The organism is Aliiroseovarius zhejiangensis (assembly GCF_014656375.1).
GTDB lineage: Bacteria > Pseudomonadota > Alphaproteobacteria > Rhodobacterales > Rhodobacteraceae > Aliiroseovarius > Aliiroseovarius zhejiangensis.
This window is the reverse complement of the sequence record NZ_BNCH01000008.1, coordinates 59,460-77,276: the sequence shown is the minus strand read 5'-3', so window position 1 is coordinate 77,276 and position 17,817 is coordinate 59,460. Positions and strand designations below refer to the sequence as shown.

Genomic DNA, 17,817 nt, shown 5'->3' with positions numbered 1-17,817 from the left:
GTCACTCGGCCCCCACGGCAAAGGGCGTCGGGCGGTTGCCCAGCCACCTGAGGAACAGGAACACCGCCGCCAGCGCGGCAAGGATCGACACGATCCAGATGGTCGAACTGTCCGGGTGCCGGTCAAACCGCGCGATCTGGTAAAACATCACCGCCGCACCATAGGCCAGACCCATCGTCCACGTGCTGGCGAACAGCGCCCATTGCCAGCCGGTTTCGCGCCAGATCGCCCCCAACGCGGCCACGCAGGGCATATACAGCAAGATCAGCAGCAGATAGGCAAACGCCCCCGCCTGCCCGTCATAGAGCGCCGCCATCGTCCCGAAGGTCGAGCGCGCGACCTCTTGCTCCTGCGCCGCCACATCGGGGTTTGACACGTCGCCGATGTCCAGCCCCAGCGGGTCCGGCGCCATGCCAATCGCATCGCGCAGGTTGGGCAGGATCGTCGCACTGGCCTCTTTCACACCCACGACCAGCGAATAGGGCGCGCCGTCATCAGGTTCCGGCGTGGCGTAAAGCGTGTTCAGCGTGCCGACCACGGCCTCTTTCGCCAGAATGCCGGTGAAGATGCCGACGGTGGCGGGCCAGTTGTCTTCCTCGATCCCCAAAGGGGCGAAGGCGGGGGTCAGGCTGCGCCCGATCTCGGACAGGACCGAGGCCTCGCTGTCCTCGTTCCCGAAACTGCCATCGGTGCCCCACGAATTCAGGAAGGCCAGCACAGCGACCATCAGGACGATGACCTGCCCGGCCTCGGTCAGAAAATCGCGCATCCGATGCCAAGTGCGCCGGGCCAACCCGTTTATCGTCGGCAAGTGATAGGGCGGCAGCTCCATCACAAAAGGTGTCGGCTCGCCCTTCAGGATCGTCAGCTTCAGCATCAAACCGGTGCCGACCGCCGCAAGCAGCCCCAACAGATAGAGCGCAAAGACAAGGTTCTGCCCGCCCACCGGAAAGAACGCGGCGGCAAACAGCGCATAGACCGGCAGCCGCGCCCCGCAGGACATGAACGGCGCCATCATCACGGTCAACGTGCGGTCGCGCGCGCTGTCCAGCGTCCGCGTCGCCATGATCGCGGGCACATTGCAGCCAAAGGCCACGATCAGCGGCACAAAACTTTTGCCCGGCAGGCCGATCATCCGCATGAACCGGTCCATGACAAACGCCGCGCGGGCCATATAGCCGCTGTCTTCCAGCACCGAGAGCGCGAAGAACAGGCAAGCGACGATGGGAATGAACGTCGCCACGGTCTGAATGCCGCCGCCGACGCCATCCGCCATAATCGTGGTCAGCCATACGGGCGCGCTGATCGCCCCCAGAAGTGCTGCGGTGCCATCCACAAAGATGGCCCCCGCCAGAATGTCGAAAAAGTCGATGAACGCGCCGCCGAAATTGATGGTGAACATGAACATCAGATACATCGTGGCCAGAAAGACCGGGATGCCAAGCGCACGGTTCAGGATCACGCGGTCAAGGCGGTCTGACAAGGTGCGCGCGACTTCCGTGGCGCGGCTGAGCGACAGGCCCACAAGGTTGGCCACTGCATCGTAACGCGCACAGGCAATGGCGGTGTCGGCGTCCAGCCCGGTCGCGGCTTCAAGCCGCGCGCGTTCTTCCGCCGCCAATGCGGCGACGCCGGGATCGGTCATCGCCGGGCACAGCTCGTCCCCCTCAAGATGCTTGATCGCCAGCCAGCGCGGATCGCCCTGGGTGATCTTGCCCGCCAGCGCTGCCTCAAGGCGGGTCAGCGCGGCCTCGGTCATCTCGTCGAACTTCGGGGCGAACGAGGGCACGCCGTTGGCTGTCCGCATCAGGTCCTTCAACTCGGTCAGCCCGCGCGCCTCAGACGCGACGATCTCGACCACCGGGCAGCCCAGTTCCCGCGATAGGGCGTCTGCGTCGATCACCAGCCGTCGGGCGCGGGCCACGTCCATCATGTTCAGGGCAACCACCACCGGTACGCCCATTTCGACCAGTTGAACGGTCAGATACAGGTTCCGTTCAAGGTTCGAGGCATCGACGACATTGACCACAAGGTTGGGCCGTTCGGACAGGATGAAATCGCGTGCGATCCGTTCGTCCAGCGACGCCGCCCCACCCGCCACCGACAGCGAATAGACCCCCGGCAGGTCAACCAGCGTGATCGCGGTGCCATGGTGGTGCAGGTCGCCCAGCTTCTTTTCAACCGTGACGCCCGGCCAGTTTCCGACCTCCTGATGGCGCCCGGTCAGGGCGTTGAACAGGGTGGTTTTGCCGCAATTCGGGTTGCCGGCAATCGCAACGACGCGTGTCATGACACGAACGGGGGGGTGATGCGAGCGACGTTGATCGCCTCGGCTTCATGCTTGCGCAGGCTCAGGGCATAGCCCCGGACGCGGATTTCCACCGGGTCACCCAACGGGGCCAGACGGCTGACCGAAAATTCGGCCCCCAGCGTCAACCCCATCGACAGAAGCTTGCGGCGATAGCTGGGCGAGCCGCCGAAAAACCCCGTGACCGTCGCGCGATCACCGATCTTCAAATCCTTGAGCTTCAGCATTCTCTGCAATCCCTTAACGAGTCGGTATACCCGACAGAATTACACAGGTATATGCCGGGCCGGGGCTATGCTATCCTTGATCTGAGTCAATTGCTCGGGATTAACTTACTGCGCCGCCTGCGGAACCCGCGCAACCTCGCACTGGTGCCACAGCTCTTCCAACGCGCCCAGCAGATGCGCAATATCCGCATCCGAATGCACGGGTGACGGGGTGATGCGCAGCCGCTCGGTGCCCTTCGGCACGGTGGGATAGTTGATCGGCTGGATATAGATCCCGTAATCGCGCATCAGCGTGTCCGAGATGAATTTGCACTTCACCGGGTCGCCCACCATCACCGGAATGATGTGGCTGGGGTTGTCGATATGCGGGATGCCCATCTTGTCCAGCCCCGCGCGCACCTTCGCGACACGCTCCTTCTGGCACTCGCGCTCGGCATTCGAGCGTTTCAAATGCTGGACCGAGGCGCGCGCGCCCGCAGCCACGGCAGGAGGCAAAGCGGTGGTAAAGATGAACCCGCTGGCAAAGCTGCGCACGAAATCGCACAGCTCGGCGGATGCCGCGATATAGCCGCCCATTACGCCAAAGGCTTTGCCCAACGTGCCTTCGATCACCGTCAGGCGATCCATCAGCCCTTCACGCTCGGCGACGCCCGCGCCGCGCGGGCCATACAGGCCAACCGCGTGCACCTCGTCCAGATAGGTCATGGCGTTGTATTTGTCGGCCAGATCGCAGATCTCCTTGATCGGCGCGATGTCGCCATCCATCGAATAGACGCTTTCAAACGCGATCAGCTTCGGCGCGTCGGGGTCGGCGGCGGCCAATTTGGCCTCAAGATCCGCCAGATCATTGTGCTTCCAGATCACCCGCGCCGCCTTGGAATGACGAATGCCCTCGATCATCGAGGCATGGTTCAACGCGTCGGAAAACACGATGCAGCCGGGGATCTGTGACGCCAGCGTGCCAAGCGCCGCCCAGTTCGACACATAGCCGGAGGTGAACAGAAGCGCGGCTTCTTTGCCGTGCAGGTCGGCCAGCTCCCCCTCCAGCAACACATGGTCATGGGTGGTGCCGGAAATGTTGCGCGTGCCACCCGCGCCTGCGCCCACCGTATCAATCGCGTTGTGCATCGCGGCCAGCACATCGGGATGCTGCCCCATGCCCAGATAGTCGTTCGAGCACCAGATCGTCACATCACCCGCCCCGTCCTTGGCCATATGCCGCGCCTTCGGGAACGCACCACGCTTGCGTTGCAGGTCGGCAAAGACACGATAGTTTCCGTCGTCGCGCAGCGCATCAAGGCGGGATTTGAAATAGTCCTGATAATGCATGGGGAACCCCCTGGGTGAGTTATCCTTTGCGCCATTGAACCGCACTCAGGCGCGGGTCAACATGATGTTTGTCAAGTCGGCAGCAGAAATGCGTTCCGGTGGATAGGTGTGGAAATAGACCAACCGCCCGCCACCCTTGCGGATGGCTCCGGCCTCGAAACGCATCAGATGCGCCCGGGCGGTTGGCCTATGGGTTCGAAAACCCGAACGTGATCGGTTGCGCCGCCGGCCTCACCCAAGAACAGAGGCGACAGGATCACAGAGGCCGTATTCGCAGAACAGGACGAGGATGTGGGATCAACCTCGCTGGGTGGGCCATGGGGTGGTTGTGACACAGCCCGAACCCCCCCGACTTAACCAACGTCAAGCCGGCGAAGATTTCATATGCGGCGGCATCGGCGGCGGCGGGGGTGGTGCCGGGCGTGCCACACGTGGCCCGGTCAAGGCCGGGATCATGCCCGCCAGAAACAGCACGAACGCCCCGATCCACGCGGCCCCGGCAACCAGAACCAGCGCGTCATACCAGTCATACAGAAGGTCCGCGGCCAGCCAGCGTGTCAGGGCCGACAGGATCATCAATCCATAACCCACCGCAACGATGCGCGGCACAACAGGCGCGCGACCCGTATGACCCAGCGTCGCGCGACTCATCACCGCAAGGGTCATGCCGCCAATGCCGCCCAGCCCCAGCACATGCAGCGCGCCGACCTCGTCCCCGATGCCCCAGCCTGCCAGCGCCCACAGACCGAAGCCGATCACCATCAAACCCTGCGCCGCAAACAGCGACCACAGCAGCGGATCGCGCAGCGCCCAGTGTGGCCGCCAACGGCTGAGTCGCGCCCCGTGGATCGCGGCCAGCGCCAGCGCCATGATGGGGGCGAGCATCGGGATCATGACGCTCCATGGCAGGGCAATCGCAGTCAGGATGGCCAGCCGGTCAAGACGCGGGGTGTGCGGCGGCAAGGCCTCGGGCGGTTGGCCCGCGCGATTCATCGCATTGCGGATAAAGCCGGGTGTCACCCGCCCGCCCAGCACGACGATCAACCCGCACAGCGCCATCAGCCCGACGCGCAAACCTGCGTTGGCTGTGTCATGCGTGACACCCGCCCATTCCAGATGCACCAGCCCATTGGCGGCCAACAGCGTGACCAGAAAGACAAGGAAAATCGCGTGTTGCGGGTTCAGACGTTTGCGCAACTGGTTCGCGATGCGCAGGACCAGAGCGGCCAGAAACGAAAGGTCGACGACCGCGACCAACACGGGCGGCAACGATGCGGAATGCCAAAGCACCGCCCGCCCCGCCAGCCACATCGCGACCAACGCCCCGATGATGACGCCCCGCCCACTGGCCACAGCAGTCAGGAAAAACCCGGCAACCGCCGCGCCCGCATATCCGAACACCATCTCATGCGCGTGCCACAGATGCGGGGCCATCGACAGATCCGACAGGCCTGCGGTGGCGCCAGACACCTGCGCGCCCAGCCACAGCTCCCACATCACACCGGACAGGATGGCCCAGACCGCCGCGCCCAGAAAGAAGGCGCGAAACCCTTCGCTGAAAACTCGTCTGAAAAGCTCTGCCATGTCCGGCCCCGTGTTGGCGTTTTGGCTGGCAGCTTAGGGATTGGGTCGCCCTGCCGAATGACCAAAGTCAAGTGCTGAGCGTGTGAAACAAGAAATAGCCGTCGGGCGTCAGGCGTCCTCTTCCGCCTGCTTGATCAGCCCGTGCATCCATTTGCCGGAAATCCAGGCGAAGGGGATGCCAAGGATGATGCCACCAACGATCGATTCGATCGGGGTCAGGGCGCGCAGACCGACAGCCTGCAGCACCAGAAACAGGAAAAACAGGTTGACCGCCGCCGCACCCGCCGCCAGCGGATACAGCACCAGCGCGACGGCCCAGACCGGCCACCGCCCGGATGTTTCCGGCTGCTCTGCCATCACTTGCGGAACACGGATTTCTGCACCGCGATCAGCGCGATGATCATTGCAATCACCGCACCCAAAAGCCACAGGGTCGCCCCGCCAACGGCGTGGGAATGTCCATCCACCACCGCTTCGCGCAGGGGGGTTTTGTCGTGGTGGGCAAGGGCGGGTGAGGCCACGATCCCGGCCAGAACGGCCAGATAGAGCGTTTTCATATCGAAACTCCAGTCATGTTCTTCGGAGACTATATCAGATGGCGATGTGTCATTCTTGATCATGGTCAATCGCCCCTACATCGCGAAGGGCAAGGCATAAAGCAAAGCGGCAAGGCCAAGAAAGCCGACCAGAAACGCGGTGAACCCGCCGCGAAATGTGGGGGCCTGGCGCAGGCCCAGATAATCGGACAGGATCACGAAGGATTTCAGCCCCGACAGGACCAGCACAGTCAGCACGAAAACCTCCCCGGCGTCTGGCAGGACACCGGCGAAAGCGGTGGTCGCCATGCTCAGGGCGATTAGAAGCACAAGGGCGCGGGTCAGGATCGTGTTCGACATCAGTGCACCAGATAGATGATGGGAAACAGCAAGACCCAGACCAGATCGACCATGTGCCAGAAGGCGGCGCCCGCTTCGAGGTTGCGATGCGTGCCCCAGCGCATCAGAAGCGCGAAGATGATCAGCCCCGCCACCACATGCAGCGCGTGAAACCCGGTGAGCAGGTAATAGAAGGTGAAGAAATCGCTGGTCTCGATCCCGATCCCGTGGCGGGCCTTTTCGGCGTATTCATACCATTTGACCACCAGAAACACGATGCCGAACCCCATCGCTGCCGCCAGCCACAGGCGCATGGCCCGCAGCGAGTGGTCAAAGGCATTGACCGCCCGCGCCGCACAATAGCCGCTGGTGACAAGCACGATGGTGTTGGCCGCCCCCGCGACGCGGTTCAGCGCGGCCTGATCGGCGGCAAAGCCTGCCGGGTCCATCGCGCGCATCCCCAGAAACGCCAAAAGCCCCGCGCCGAAGACCAGAAGCTCCGACACGATCAACACCCAGATCATCAGATCGCCGGGCAGTTCATCCAAAACCGATGTTTGATCCGTCATGCCCCACCGGTAATCTGGCGATAGATCTCGGGCAATGCGGCAGTCAGCCGCGTGGGGTCCGGCACGATGGAAAATCCATCCGCCCCGAAAATGCGGTTCACCCAGCCCTGCCCTTTCTGATCGACGACGACGCCATACACGGCATGACCCTTCATCCGCGCCTCGCGCACCGCCATGCGGCTGTCCTCGATCCCGTGGCGGCCTTCGTAATGATCCAGATCATTGGGCTTGCCATCGGTGATGACCAGAAGCAGGCGGCGGGTGTTGGGGCGCTCGTCCAACTCGGCCGAGGCATGACGGATCGCCGCGCCCAACCGCGTATAGAAAGCCGGCGTTAGCCCGCCGATCCGCGCCTCGACGCGCGGGCCCATCTTTTCGTCGAACCCCTTGCATTCCTGCACAAAGACGCGGCCCCGTTTCAGGGACGAGAATGTGTGAATCGCGAAATCGTCGCCGCAGGCGTCCAGCCCCCAGGCCATCGCGGTCAGCGCCTCTTTTTCCACGTCGATCACCTGCCGGTCGCCAATCGCGCTTTCGGTCGAGCGGGACACATCCATCAGGACCGAGATCGCCAGATCCCGTTCCATCACCCGCGCCGCGCGATACACCCTGTCGCTGGACCGACCCGTCGCGCGCAGCTCGACCTGTGCCGCAATCGCGGCCTCAAGGTCCAATTCGTCGCCATCCAACTGGCGCGGCAGGATCACCCGTTTCGGGCGCAACGCCTCGAACTGGCGTTTCACGGCGCGGATACGGCGGTGGGTGGCGGGGTCATGTTCGATCGCCTCGACCTCGTCCGCGATGCTAGACAGCACGCGGGCGTGATCGGGGATATAACTTGATGTGCGGTGATCCCATTCGGGATACAGATGCTTGCCCGACAGGCGCTCGCGCTCGGCATCTTCGGGCGACAGATCAAGGTGGAACTTCAGCCGCGTCGCGGTCTTTTTCGACACCTGCCCCAGCGCCAGCTCGTCCTGATCCTCAGCGGCGCGGCGGGCGTTGTCCTCGTCGTCATCTTCGATGCGCCGGTTCATGTTCAGGCTTTCGACCCACGAGAAGATCGCCTCGAACTTGTGCAGGATCAGGCTGTCACGCCGTTCGGCCTGATCGCTTTCTGATCGGCGGGCAGCCTTGGTGCCTTCGGCCTCGTCCCCCGGTCCGCTGCCTTGTTCCTCGTCCCCTTCGCCCAAACGGTCCACCGGCATCCGTGCCGCCATCGGGCGCAGGTCAGGCCACATCGGCACCGGGCGGAACGGGCGATAGCCGCGCGGGGCGATGACATGCGACAGGTCCGCATCGGGTTGACGGATCAGCGTCACAAATTCTTTCGCCAGTTTGCGCGCAGGCTCCGGCCCGCCCAGAAGGTGATCAATCGCCGCTTCCAACGCAGCTTCGACACCGGGCAGCTTGGCGTCAGGTCGCATCGCGCGACACGCGCCGACAAGGGTTTCATAAAACCCGCGCAGGCCGGGGCAATCGGCCAGCGTGGCCTGCGTCATGGCGATCGAGGCACGCAGCGCGCGCAGATCGGCACGCAGCGGATCACCGTCGCCCACCGGCTCGGGCGCATGGGCCACGGACGCGACCAGCCAGAAGTAAAGCGCCGCGTTGGCCTCGCGGGCGGGAAATTCGGCGATGGTTTCGGGCAGGCGCAGCGCCTCGCCATCGAAACTGGGGCGGGCCTGCATCTCGCGCCAGGTGCCCAGCGAGCGGCGGAACGACAGCCGGTGATGCGAGGCGGCGGCGCTGGCCTGCTTGATCTCGGTCGCGTGTGACCCGCCAAGGCCGCGGAAAAAGACGCCAAGGCGGCCCTCGACCTCGGCCAGCGACACGGCGGTGTCGTCATGCAGGCCGGGGGCGTCCAGGCGGCTGGCATATTTGTGCCAGATCTTGCCAACGGTTTCTTCCGGCTCGAAAGGGTCGAAAATGCGTTCGGACATGGGGAACCTCGGGTGTCAGGTTGTCGTCCAGATTGGGAAACCTGCGACCGACCCGTTGGCCGGTCGCGGGGGTGGCATCAGCCATAGATCGCGGTGACCAGATCCATCAGCCCTTGCTTGACGTCATCGTCATCGGACAGAGGTTCGATCATCGCCGTGCGGATGGCACGGTCCACGGGCATCCCATCTTCGATCAGCGTGGCGCAATAGATCACCAGACGGGTCGAAACGCCCTCTTCCAGATCCTGCCCTTTCAGGCCGCGCAGCTTGTTGGCCAGCCGGACAAGCGATGTCACCCGTTCGGCATCCAACCCGCTTTCGCGCGTCACGATGTCAACCTCGCGATCTTGCGACGGGAAGTCGAAGTCGATCGACAGAAAACGCTGCCGGGTCGAGGGTTTCAGGGTTTTCAGGATGTTCTGATAGCCCGGGTTGTAACTGGCTACGAGCATGAAGCCGGGGGCGGCCTCGATCTCTTCGCCGGTCTTGTCCAGTGGCAGGATGCGACGGTCATCGGTCAGCGGGTGCAGAACGACGGTCACATCCTTGCGCGCCTCGACCACCTCGTCCAGATAACAGATCGCCCCTTCCCGCACGGCGCGGGTCAGCGGGCCATCGACCCAGACCGTTTCCCCGCCTTTCAGCAGGTAGCGACCCACAAGGTCGGACGCGGACAGGTCATCGTGACAGGCAACGGTATAGAGGGGGCGACCCAGGCGGGCGGCCATATGGGCGACGAAGCGGGTCTTGCCGCAACCGGTCGGACCTTTCAGAAGCAGCGGCAGCCCGTGGCGTTCGGCGGCTTCGAAAACATCGCATTCGTCAGAAACGGGTGAGTAGAAGGGGGCCGAAGCCCCCTCCGTTTTGGTATCAACGGCAGCCATATCAGGCCCCTTCGCTTTCATACTGGTCCGTCGGCTCGATGATCTCGCGACGCGGCACCAGTTGTGCATAGATGAACAGGATCGCACCGATCACCACCGCCAGGCCCGAGACCCACCGCATGATGAAGAACAGGTGCACGCCTTCCTGGATCTCCATGAAGTTCTCGCCCAGCACACGTTGCATGTGGGTCTGAACCGTGCCGGCAAAGGTCAGCACGAAGGTCATGAAGGACATACCGCCGGTCATCAGCCAGAAGCTCGCCATGTTCAGAACCTGGTTGTACGGATCACGTCCGCGCAGGATCGGCATGGCATAGGTGATGATCGCCAGGTTCACCGACACATAGGCGCCGAAGAAGGCCAGGTGACCGTGGGCCGCGGTGATCTGCGTGCCGTGGGTGTAATAGTTCACACCGTGCAGCGTATGCAGGAAGCCCCACACACCCGCGCCGAAGAAGGCGACGGTTGCGGCACCCAGCGCCCACAGAAGGGCCGCCTTGTTCGGGTGGTCGCGTTTGCCTTTCCACACCATGACGAAGCTGAAGCTCATCATTGCGAAGAAGGGGATCACCTCAAGCGTCGAGAAGATGGACCCGATCCACTGCCAATAGCTCGGCAGACCGATCCAGTAGTAGTGGTGCCCGGTGCCCAGAATGCCCGAGAACAGCGCGGTGGCCACAATGATGTAAAGCCACTTTTCGATGATCTCGCGGTCCACGCCGGTCAGCTTCAGAAGCAGGAAGGCCAGGATCGAGGCCATCACCAGTTCCCAGGTGCCTTCCACCCACAGGTGCACGATGTACCACCAGAACATTTTGTCCAAAGACAGGTTGGCCGGGTTGTAGAAGGCAAACAGGAACAGAAGCGCCAGACCCCAAAGGCCCAGAAGCAGCACGTTCGTGATCGCGGTCTTGCGACCCTTCAGAACCGTCAGCGATACGTTGTACAGGAAGATCAGGGCGGCAACGACGATGCCGACCTTGACCCAGACGGGCTGTTCAATGAACTCGCGCCCTTCCATGCCCAGCAGCCAGTTGCCGTGGAACAGGTCGAACGTATAGGTCACGACCGCGCCCGCGGTGCCCAGAAGCAGAATGCCAAGCTGGATATAGGCCAGCATCGGCGAATGCATCTCGCGCTCGGCCTCTTCCGGTACAAGGAAATATGCGGCCCCGAAGAAGCCCAGCAACAGCCAGACGATCAGCGCGTTGGTGTGCAACATGCGTACGATGTTGAACGGCATCAGCTCGGACAGGAAGTTCGGGCTGACATAGATCCAGCCGGCCCACAGCCCGCCCAGCACCTGAACGGCAAAGACCGCCATCGCTGCCAGGAAGTACCAGTAGGCAATTTTTTGTGTTTGATATTTCATTTCACGTCTCCTCTTCCGGCCTTAGCCCGCCTCGTTCGGGGGCCAGCCCTGCGCGTCGATCTGGTTCACCCACAGGAAGAAGTCTGCAAGTTCGCGAATCTGTTCGTCGCTCAGGTTGAATTGCGGCATTTGACGCCGTCCCTCGATGCCGGTCGGTTGTGCTTCCATCCAGCCCTTCAGCACCTCGAAGGCCGCTTCCGGGTCGTCGGCGACACCCCACCGGGACATCACGTTTTGCAGCTCGGGTGCAAAATACGCCCCCTCGCCCATCAAAGTATGGCAGTTGATGCAGGCGTTCTTTTCCCACACATGTTTGCCGCGTGCTACGCTTTCCGTCAGTTCCGCATTTGCGGTCGATTTGGTCACCACGTATCGCACCGAGTGCGCCGACAGGATCAAAAAGACCACGATGAAAAACAACGAGCCGCCATAGAACACGTTACGCGCCATGGTCTTGGTCATGACTTCTCGCATATTGGCCTCCAGTTCAGTTATCCGAGTCTCGGACTAGTCCAAGCCGCGCGCAAGCAGCTTGACTATTGTTAAGAAAGCCCGTTTTTCCTGACGGTTTTTGGCGGGAAAGACGGGCAAGCCCTGCGTGTCATGGTTGAACGAGAACCTCAATCACAAACTTGTTGCCCATCGCAAAGTCGCGCGGACAGGCGCGGAAATGCAACGCGGAACGGGCAATCCGCCGCGTCGCAACGAATTGCCCATGGTGCCGCTCCATCCCGCAGGTCCGACCCGGATCCAGTCAAAGGAAATGCCACCGAACCACGGCAGGAAGTCCACGGTCCGATGGCATCACCGAAAGAGTTGAAAACACGGGGGTTGCAGACGGGTTTCCCGACAGCAAATTCCCCGTGCCGCCACCATACGCCCACCCCCTTCTCAGATCAACGCGAAGCCCATGGAACCGGGCCAATGATCCGTGAACTCCTGCAAAGCAGCAATTCGGGACTTTCCCTGTAATTGGGAATACGTCTGGCAACTTGAAATATCTTAGTTTCAATATCTTCGACGCTAGGGGCATCGCCGGCGGGGGTCATACCCAACATTGGGTAAAAGTTAACGCGCCAGGTGCTTTTCGGCCTCGTCCAACACCGCCTGCCAGTGGCGGAAGAAAATCAGCTGCCCGCTGTCGTCATAGATGCGATAGTCGATCCAGTCGTGATCCTGTCGAAACTCGTCAAGCGAGGCGACCGGCACCTGCGGATCCTGGGTGCCGTTGAAGAACACCACCGGCAGCTTGCCACGCAGCGCATCGACCATCGGCGACCAGTCGCTTTTCTGTTCGCCCAGCACCATGCGCGAAAACGCTTCATGCGCGGCGAAATCATCGGTCAGCGCGGTGTCCGACCCGGTGACGATGGCCTCGTAAACCTCGGGGTTTTCAAAGGTTTCGACATCGGCCGGGCAATTCCCATAGACCGCGTGGATGAACCCCCGCTTGCCGATCCTGCGCGCCAGATAAAACCCGGCCTTCACCATGAACGGCAGCAGGTGCGGCGTGTATTTCGCGCCCGCCAGGATGAAGCGGTGCCACTTCTCCATCCGTTCGTATTGCTCGCGCCGGGTCATCGGCAAGATACCCGCCGCCGCGATGATCGCGCTGATCCGGTCGGGGTCATGGGTGGCCAGCTTCATCGCATAGAAACTGTCCGATCCCAGACTGATCACCGGGCAGCGCGTGACCTGTTCGGCGTCCAGAACCTGCAATGTGTCCTGCGTGGCCAGCGCATCGTAATCCTGCCGTTTCGACACCATGTCCGACATCCCATACCCCGCCCGCACAGGCACGATGACGCGAATGCCGCGCCGGGTCGCTTCCGCCTCGGCCGAGGCCGGCCAGCGCACCAGCCCGTAATCCAGCGGCAGATACAAAAGCGGCACACCCTTGGGCGCGCCCAGCACAAGATAATCCAGCCGCCGCCCGTCCGGCGTGACCAGCGTCTTGAAAGGCCGCGCCTCAAGGCTGGCGTAGCCACGGCTCAGCATCCGCGGGCCGGGGTCCGCCTTGATCGTCAGGTTGGACATGTCCATCAAGGACAGCGCCAGCCGCACCAGTTCGACCTGCGACCGGGTTTCCGTCTTGGACAGGATCGACTTGATCTGCGCCCGCACGGTGTCAATCGACCGCCCCCGTTGCTCGGCGATCTCTTTGACCGAGCAGCATTCCACAAGGCTTTGAACCACATCCGCCTCGGCGGTGGTCAGATCGAAGGCCCGTTTCAGAATGTCGGAAAAGCCCGCCGGGCAACTGACCTCGGACGAGGCCGCCAGCACGTAACGCTCGCCCGATCCCACCTGCCGCACCTGCAGGCGCACCACGATGAAATGCCCCTTGCCGCGTGACCTCAGCCGCAAGACGGCGGCGTTTTCCCCCTGCCCGTTCAGCAGCGAATGGGCGGTGGTCAGGATGCTGCCGATGTCGTCCACATTGACCAGCATCGACCCAAGCTCGGCCCCGACCTCCAGCCCCAACAGCGCGCGCGCCGCCGGGTTCACCGCTGCCACCTTGTGACGCGCGTCAAACAGAAACGCCGCGACCTTGTCGAAAGGGGCCAGCACCGCGTTCAACTGGGTCTGCGTGCTGCTTTGGTCCAGCCGGTCCAGAAAGGCACCCGCGCGGTCGAAATGGCTGGCGATGGTGGGGTCGTCCAACAGGCGCGGCGCGCTGAAATCCGCCCCTTCGCGCAGGGGCGCAATCGCGGTTTCCCAGACATCCAGCAATGTCTCGTACCGCGTCGGGTCAAGCGCCACGTCATACAGCCGCTCGATCGCTTCTTCGCGTGTTTTTCCTGTCAGACTGTCTTCCTGCGTCTGAGAGGACTCTGTCTTCCGATCCATCGCGCCTGTCCGGGTTGGTCCTCTGCCGGTCAATCCGGCCCAACCACGCTAGCGAGAATATGCTTTTGCGCCAAGGGGCAAGCCGGTCTGGCGGGCAGTTTTGACGCAAAATTTACGGATCAAGCCGCGCCCCCTTGCAACGCCGGTTTTTCCGGCCGGAACGGCGGAAATGGGGGCTTTGTATGCGGGCAACTGCGTATAGTCTGGCAAGGACGTTGCCGAAAGGACAGACCATGACCGACCCGTTTGCCCAAGCCGCCCTGCACCATGTCGCGGTGACTCCGAAACGGGGCGACGCCGCAATGCGGGTGCTGACGCCGGATGATTTTGCCCGTGCCTGGGATGAAATCACCGCCTGGGACGGCTATGCGCCCACGCCGCTTGTGTCCCTGCCCGGGTTGGCCGGGCAGATCGGCGTGGGGCATATCGCTTACAAACACGAAGGGCCGCGTTTTGGTCTGGGCAGTTTCAAGGCGCTTGGCGGGGCTTACGCGGCGCTGCGCGTGCTGCAACGCGAGCTGGGCACCCGGTTGGGGCATCCGGTGACGCTTGCCGATATCCGGGGCGGCGCTTACGCCGAGGCCTGCGCCGGGATCACCCTCAGTTCGGCCACCGATGGCAACCACGGGCGGTCGCTGGCTTGGGGGTGCCAGCGTGTCGGTGCACCCTGCCGCATCTATATCCATGCCGAGGTAAGCGAAACCCGCGCACAAGCAATGCGCGACCTGGGGGCCGATGTGGTGCGGATCGACGGCGACTATGACGCCTCGGTCGATCTGGCCAGAACCGAGGCTGATGAAAACGGCTGGTTCGTGGTCTCTGACACCTCGTGGGACGGCTATGCCGACCCACCCCGCGACGTGATGGCAGGCTATGGCGTGATGACGCGCGAAGCCTGCGAGGCGATGGAGGACGCCCCCTCCCATGTCATCCTGCAAGGCGGGGTTGGCGGGCTGGCCGCGTCGGTCGCGGCCTATCTGCGCCAGCATTGGGGCGATGACGCCCCGCGCGTCATCATCACCGAACCTGACCGCGCCGCCTGCCTTTACGAAAGCGCCCAAAAGGGGGTGCCGACGACCGTGCCGATCCACGAAGAAACCATCATGGCGGGCCTGTCCTGTGGCGAACCATCCGAAATGGCCTGGGCCATCCTGCGCGAAGAAGCGCAGGATTTCGTCACCATGCCCGACAGCATCGTCGCCCCCACCATGCGCCTGCTGGCCAACGGGGACAGTGGCGATGCGCAGATCGAAGCGGGCGAAAGCGCGGTGGCAGGACTGGCCACCCTGATCGCAGTGATGCGCCAGCCCGACATGGCGGCGGCGCTGGGGCTGGACGCACAATCGCGCGTGCTTCTGATCGGGTCCGAGGGTGTGACCGACCCCGCGATCTTCGCCGCGATCATGGCCGGGGCGGATCATGTCTGAGCCCCCCCGCGGCTTCCCCGAGGACGAATTTGCCGCCCGCACCGCCCGTGCGCAGACCCTGATGGCGCGCGACGGGCTGGCGGGGCTTTTCCTGACGACCGAGCCGGAGCTGCGCTATTTCACCGGCTTCCAAACGCTGTTCTGGCAAAGCCCCACCCGCCCGTGGTTCCTGTTCGTGCCTGCCGCGGGCAAGCCCATCGCGATCATTCCGGAAATCGGCGCGGCGCTGATGCGCACGACATGGGTCGATGACATCCGCACATGGTCCGCCCCCGCCCCGGCGGATGACGGGATCAGCCTTTTGACCGACCTTCTGACACCCTATGCCTGCGAAGGGTCCGCGATTGGCGTGATGAAGGGGCACGAAACCACGCTCAGAATGCCTCTTGGCGACTATGAGCGGCTTTTGTCAGGCCTGCCCGGCCTGCGCATCACCGACGCGACCGACCTCATCCGCAGCCTGCGCATGGTGAAATCCGACCGCGAGATCGCAAAGATCGCACATATCTGCGCCATCGGCTCGGCCACATTCGCCAAGGTTCCCGGCATCGCCCATGAGGGTCTGCCCTTGGACGCCCTGTTTCGCGCCGTCCGCCGCGAGGCGTTGGCGCAAGGCGCAGACGACGTGCCCTATCTGGTCGGCGGCGCGGGTCCGGGCGGCTATCACGATGTGATCTCGCCACCTTCTCCGCGCCCGCTGGCGAAAGGCGATATCCTGATGCTCGACACCGGCGCCACATGGGACGGGTATTTCTGCGATTTCGACCGGAACTGGGCGGTGGGGCGGGCCGACGACACCGCCCGCCGCGCCTATGACGTGCTGTGGCGCGCGACCGAGGCAGGGATCGACGCCGCCCGCCCCAGCACCACCTGCCGCGATCTGTTCCACGCGATGCAATCGGTGATTGCCGAGATGGACAGCCAGTCCGGTGACGTGGGCCGCTTGGGCCACGGGCTGGGGATGCAACTGACCGAATGGCCCTCGCACGCTGCATTTGATAGGACTGTTCTCACCGAAAACATGGTCCTGACGCTTGAGCCATCGCTTGGTTACGGCGACGGGCGGATCATGGTGCATGAAGAAAACATCGTTGTGCGGGCCGAAGGCGCCCAGCTTCTGACCACCCGCGCCGCGCCAGAGCTTCCGGTGATCTGAATGAGACTTTCCTTCGACACGGACCAAGGCATCGGCACCCGCGCCAATCTGGGCGTGATCGTGCTGGAAAACGACGAAACGCTGGAGCAGGAGTTTCGGCGGATCATGGATATCCCCGGCGTCGCGCTCTATCACACCCGCATCCCGATGGGGCCGGAGATCCGCACCGACACGCTGCCGCAAATGCTGGCGGACCTGCCAGCCGCCACGCGGCTTCTGCCGCCGGCTCTGTCCTTTGACGCCATCGGCTATGCCTGCACCTCGGCCAGTTCCGTGAACGGGCCCGAGAAAGTCGCGAAGGCAATTCAGACTGTGTGCCCCACTGCCGCCGTCACCGACCCGCTGACCGCGATCATTGCAGGCGGTCGGCACCTTGGGGTGACGCGGCTGGCCTTCCTGTCACCCTATGTCGCCGAGGTCTCGCAAACCATGCGCGACCGGCTGAGCGACGCCGGGTTTCAGATCGCCGGTTTCGGGTCGTTCGAGGAAAGCAATGACCAGATCGTGTCGCGGATCACGCCAAGCTCGATCCTTGCCGCCGGCCGTCAGGTGGCCAATGCCGCCCCCTGCGACGCCATCGTGATGTCCTGCACGGCGCTCAGATGTCTGGAGATCATCCCCGAGATTGAGGCGCAGACCGGCAAACCCGTCCTCGCCAGCAATGCGGCACTGGCATGGCACATGCTCAGGCTGGCAGGAGTGGACGACCCACGCATGGGGCTGGGCCGTCTGTTTGCGTAACCGCTCAGGCGCGCGAAAGCACACTCGCCGGGCGCGCCTTGGCAAGCGCGGCGGTCAGCATCCCGGCAATGGCAGCTTTCAGGATGTCACCGGGGATGAAGGCCGCGACCAGCATCGTCGCCTCAGGCACCGATTTGCCCAGCACCAGCGACAGGCCGCCAATCCCGAACAAATACAGCACCACAATCCCGCCGATGACCGACGCGACGCCCGCGCTGACGGCCAGCGGTCCCTTGCGCCATTTCTCGGTGATCAGACCCGTAACAAAGGCCGCGATCGGGAAACCCACAAGGAACCCGGCGGTCGGGCTGGTGAACACGCCCAGACCCCCACGGCCACCCGCCAGAAGCGGCAGACCCAGCGCCACAAGCAGCAGGAACAGCAGCACCGCCAGCGCCCCGCGCTTCGCGCCCAAGACCGTGCCGCACAGCATGATGCCAAGGCTTTGCGCGGTGATTGGCACACCGAACGGCAGCGCGATTTGCGGGATCAGACCCAGGGCCGCGATCAGCGCGGCAAACAGGGCAATCAGGGTCACGTGTTTTTCCATGT

At 63.4% G+C, this 17,817-nt stretch carries 17 protein-coding genes; 3 read left to right on the top strand and 14 right to left on the bottom strand.

Features of this window, described 5'->3' with window-relative positions:
* Position 1 precedes the first annotated feature (1 nt).
* From feoB to IE188_RS14770, 13 genes are all read right to left on the bottom strand, one after another.
* A complete protein-coding gene (gene feoB, locus IE188_RS14830; protein WP_191287298.1) occupies positions 2–2,290 on the bottom strand; it encodes a Fe(2+) transporter permease subunit FeoB in 2,289 nt (762 codons plus the stop codon).
* Complete coding sequence (locus tag IE188_RS14825) at positions 2,287–2,535, bottom strand: FeoA family protein (protein ID WP_194611914.1); 249 nt, start codon at positions 2,533–2,535, stop codon at positions 2,287–2,289. The genes feoB and IE188_RS14825 overlap by 4 nt, the downstream gene beginning before the upstream one ends.
* Positions 2,536–2,640: 105 nt before the next feature.
* Positions 2,641–3,864 carry a 5-aminolevulinate synthase gene (gene hemA / locus IE188_RS14820; protein WP_191287297.1) on the bottom strand — a complete coding sequence of 408 codons (1,224 nt, stop codon included), beginning with the start codon at positions 3,862–3,864 and terminating at the stop codon, positions 2,641–2,643.
* A 363-nt stretch (positions 3,865–4,227) separates the two neighbouring features.
* Complete coding sequence (locus IE188_RS14815; RefSeq protein ID WP_191287296.1) at positions 4,228–5,448, bottom strand: NnrS family protein; 1,221 nt, start codon at positions 5,446–5,448, stop codon at positions 4,228–4,230.
* 108 nt (positions 5,449–5,556) lie between these two features.
* Complete coding sequence (locus tag IE188_RS14810) at positions 5,557–5,805, bottom strand: hypothetical protein (RefSeq protein ID WP_191287295.1); 249 nt, start codon at positions 5,803–5,805, stop codon at positions 5,557–5,559.
* Positions 5,805–6,068 (bottom strand): hypothetical protein, encoded by a 264-nt coding sequence (locus IE188_RS14805; RefSeq protein WP_191287294.1) that lies wholly within the window; start codon positions 6,066–6,068, stop codon positions 5,805–5,807. Before IE188_RS14805 ends, IE188_RS14810 begins: the two co-directional genes overlap by 1 nt.
* Positions 6,069–6,080: 12 nt before the next feature.
* Complete coding sequence (locus IE188_RS14800) at positions 6,081–6,344, bottom strand: hypothetical protein (RefSeq protein WP_191287293.1); 264 nt, start codon at positions 6,342–6,344, stop codon at positions 6,081–6,083.
* Positions 6,344–6,892, bottom strand: a complete 549-nt coding sequence (locus tag IE188_RS14795) for a cytochrome c oxidase subunit 3 (RefSeq protein ID WP_191287292.1) — start codon at positions 6,890–6,892, stop codon at positions 6,344–6,346. The genes IE188_RS14800 and IE188_RS14795 overlap by 1 nt, the downstream gene beginning before the upstream one ends.
* On the bottom strand, positions 6,889–8,835 hold the full coding sequence (locus IE188_RS14790; RefSeq protein ID WP_191287291.1) for a nitric oxide reductase activation protein NorD: 1,947 nt from the start codon (positions 8,833–8,835) through the stop codon (positions 6,889–6,891). Before IE188_RS14790 ends, IE188_RS14795 begins: the two co-directional genes overlap by 4 nt.
* 77 nt (positions 8,836–8,912) lie before the next feature.
* Complete coding sequence (locus IE188_RS14785; RefSeq protein ID WP_191287290.1) at positions 8,913–9,719, bottom strand: CbbQ/NirQ/NorQ/GpvN family protein; 807 nt, start codon at positions 9,717–9,719, stop codon at positions 8,913–8,915.
* A gap of 1 nt (position 9,720) precedes the next feature.
* Positions 9,721–11,091 (bottom strand): cbb3-type cytochrome c oxidase subunit I, encoded by a 1,371-nt coding sequence (locus IE188_RS14780; RefSeq protein WP_191287289.1) that lies wholly within the window; start codon positions 11,089–11,091, stop codon positions 9,721–9,723.
* A 21-nt stretch (positions 11,092–11,112) separates the two neighbouring features.
* Positions 11,113–11,565 (bottom strand): c-type cytochrome, encoded by a 453-nt coding sequence (locus IE188_RS14775; RefSeq protein WP_191287288.1) that lies wholly within the window; start codon positions 11,563–11,565, stop codon positions 11,113–11,115.
* Between the two features lie 594 nt (positions 11,566–12,159).
* Positions 12,160–13,941: a LuxR C-terminal-related transcriptional regulator gene (locus IE188_RS14770; protein ID WP_191287287.1), complete on the bottom strand. Its 1,782-nt coding sequence runs from the start codon at positions 13,939–13,941 to the stop codon at positions 12,160–12,162.
* Between the two features lie 233 nt (positions 13,942–14,174).
* Between IE188_RS14770 and IE188_RS14765 the strand changes: the two genes are divergently transcribed.
* From IE188_RS14765 to IE188_RS14755, 3 genes are read left to right on the top strand one after another with little or no spacing between them, the layout of a single operon-like run.
* A complete protein-coding gene (locus IE188_RS14765; protein ID WP_191287286.1) occupies positions 14,175–15,368 on the top strand; it encodes a diaminopropionate ammonia-lyase in 1,194 nt (397 codons plus the stop codon).
* Entirely contained in the window at positions 15,361–16,524 is a 1,164-nt protein-coding gene (locus IE188_RS14760; RefSeq protein ID WP_191287285.1) for a M24 family metallopeptidase, read from the top strand. Before IE188_RS14765 ends, IE188_RS14760 begins: the two co-directional genes overlap by 8 nt.
* Positions 16,525–17,265, top strand: coding sequence for a maleate cis-trans isomerase family protein (locus IE188_RS14755; RefSeq protein ID WP_191287284.1), 741 nt, complete (start codon positions 16,525–16,527; stop codon positions 17,263–17,265). It begins immediately after the preceding gene.
* Between the two features lie 4 nt (positions 17,266–17,269).
* Here IE188_RS14755 and IE188_RS14750 read toward each other — a convergent pair whose 3' ends face one another.
* Positions 17,270–17,815: a biotin transporter BioY gene (locus IE188_RS14750; RefSeq protein ID WP_191287283.1), complete on the bottom strand. Its 546-nt coding sequence runs from the start codon at positions 17,813–17,815 to the stop codon at positions 17,270–17,272.
* Positions 17,816–17,817: the final 2 nt, after the last annotated feature.

Coding starts and splice junctions, on each gene's coding strand:
- IE188_RS14810 (WP_191287295.1), bottom strand. CDS start 5,805: ATGGCAGAGCAGCCGGAAACATCCGGGCGGTGGCCGGTCTGGGCCGTC.
- IE188_RS14785 (WP_191287290.1), bottom strand. CDS start 9,719: ATGGCTGCCGTTGATACCAAAACGGAGGGGGCTTCGGCCCCCTTCTAC.
- IE188_RS14775 (WP_191287288.1), bottom strand. CDS start 11,565: ATGCGAGAAGTCATGACCAAGACCATGGCGCGTAACGTGTTCTATGGC.
- IE188_RS14770 (WP_191287287.1), bottom strand. CDS start 13,941: ATGGATCGGAAGACAGAGTCCTCTCAGACGCAGGAAGACAGTCTGACA.
- hemA (WP_191287297.1), bottom strand. CDS start 3,864: ATGCATTATCAGGACTATTTCAAATCCCGCCTTGATGCGCTGCGCGAC.
- feoB (WP_191287298.1), bottom strand. CDS start 2,290: ATGACACGCGTCGTTGCGATTGCCGGCAACCCGAATTGCGGCAAAACC.
- IE188_RS14780 (WP_191287289.1), bottom strand. CDS start 11,091: ATGAAATATCAAACACAAAAAATTGCCTACTGGTACTTCCTGGCAGCG.
- IE188_RS14750 (WP_191287283.1), bottom strand. CDS start 17,815: ATGGAAAAACACGTGACCCTGATTGCCCTGTTTGCCGCGCTGATCGCG.
- IE188_RS14795 (WP_191287292.1), bottom strand. CDS start 6,892: ATGACGGATCAAACATCGGTTTTGGATGAACTGCCCGGCGATCTGATG.
- IE188_RS14825 (WP_194611914.1), bottom strand. CDS start 2,535: ATGCTGAAGCTCAAGGATTTGAAGATCGGTGATCGCGCGACGGTCACG.
- IE188_RS14805 (WP_191287294.1), bottom strand. CDS start 6,068: ATGATCAAGAATGACACATCGCCATCTGATATAGTCTCCGAAGAACAT.
- IE188_RS14760 (WP_191287285.1), top strand. CDS start 15,361: ATGTCTGAGCCCCCCCGCGGCTTCCCCGAGGACGAATTTGCCGCCCGC.
- IE188_RS14815 (WP_191287296.1), bottom strand. CDS start 5,448: ATGGCAGAGCTTTTCAGACGAGTTTTCAGCGAAGGGTTTCGCGCCTTC.
- IE188_RS14790 (WP_191287291.1), bottom strand. CDS start 8,835: ATGTCCGAACGCATTTTCGACCCTTTCGAGCCGGAAGAAACCGTTGGC.
- IE188_RS14755 (WP_191287284.1), top strand. CDS start 16,525: ATGAGACTTTCCTTCGACACGGACCAAGGCATCGGCACCCGCGCCAAT.
- IE188_RS14800 (WP_191287293.1), bottom strand. CDS start 6,344: ATGTCGAACACGATCCTGACCCGCGCCCTTGTGCTTCTAATCGCCCTG.
- IE188_RS14765 (WP_191287286.1), top strand. CDS start 14,175: ATGACCGACCCGTTTGCCCAAGCCGCCCTGCACCATGTCGCGGTGACT.